The 798-nt window shown below is 68.2% G+C and carries 1 pseudogene; it reads right to left on the reverse strand.

Annotated features, from left to right (window positions below):
- Positions 1 to 5 precede the first annotated feature (5 nt).
- Positions 6 to 798, reverse strand: a pseudogene (locus EN750_RS37060) (DNA mismatch repair protein MutL); the annotation flags it as partial.

The raw sequence follows: 798 nt of genomic DNA on the forward strand, positions 1-798 counted from the left end.
CGCAGCTACCGCCGCCCGAAAAGCCGTTCGATGTCCGCCAGCTTGAGTTCGATATAGGTTGGGCGGCCGTGGTTGCAGGTGCCCGAACCGGGTGTCGCCTCCATCTGCCGCAGCAGCGCGTTCATCTCCTCGGCCTTGAGCAGGCGGCCCGAGCGCACAGAGCCGTGGCAGGCCATGGTCGCGGCTATTTTGTCCAGCCGCTCCTTCAGCGTGTCGACCGTGTCGTTGTCGGCGATCTCGTCGGCGAGGTCGCGCACCAATTGCCCGACATTGGTCTCGCCCAGCATCGACGGCGTCTCGCGCACCGCGACGGCGCCGGGGCCGAAGCGCTCGATGCCGAGACCGAAGCGGGCCAGCGTTTCCGAATGCAGCGCAAGCCGCTCGGCATCCTCTTCCGGCAGGTCGATGATTTCGGGCAAAAGCAGCATCTGCGAGGGCACCGGGCGCGAGTGCAGCGCATTCTTCAGCGCCTCGTAGACCAGCCGTTCATGCGCCGCATGCTGGTCGACGATGATGAGCGAATCCCTGGTCTGGGCGACGATGTAGTTCTCATGCACCTGGGCGCGCGCCGCGCCCAGCACCGCGCCGAGCAGTGTCTCGGCCGCTTCATCCTGCCCTGCGCGTGCATCGGCACTGGCGCCGGCATCGAACGCCGCCTGCTCGTTATCACGCAAGCCGCGCTGATCGAATCCCGCGCCCTCGAAACCCATGTCGAGTGGCCGCTGCGGCGACCGGGCGGCGTCGAAGCCGGACGGGCCCGACGCGCGGTAGGCCGCGTCGTAGCTGCGGTGGCCGCTG

The organism is Mesorhizobium sp. M7A.F.Ca.ET.027.03.2.1 (genome assembly GCF_003999175.1).
Classification (GTDB): Bacteria; Pseudomonadota; Alphaproteobacteria; order Rhizobiales; family Rhizobiaceae; genus Mesorhizobium.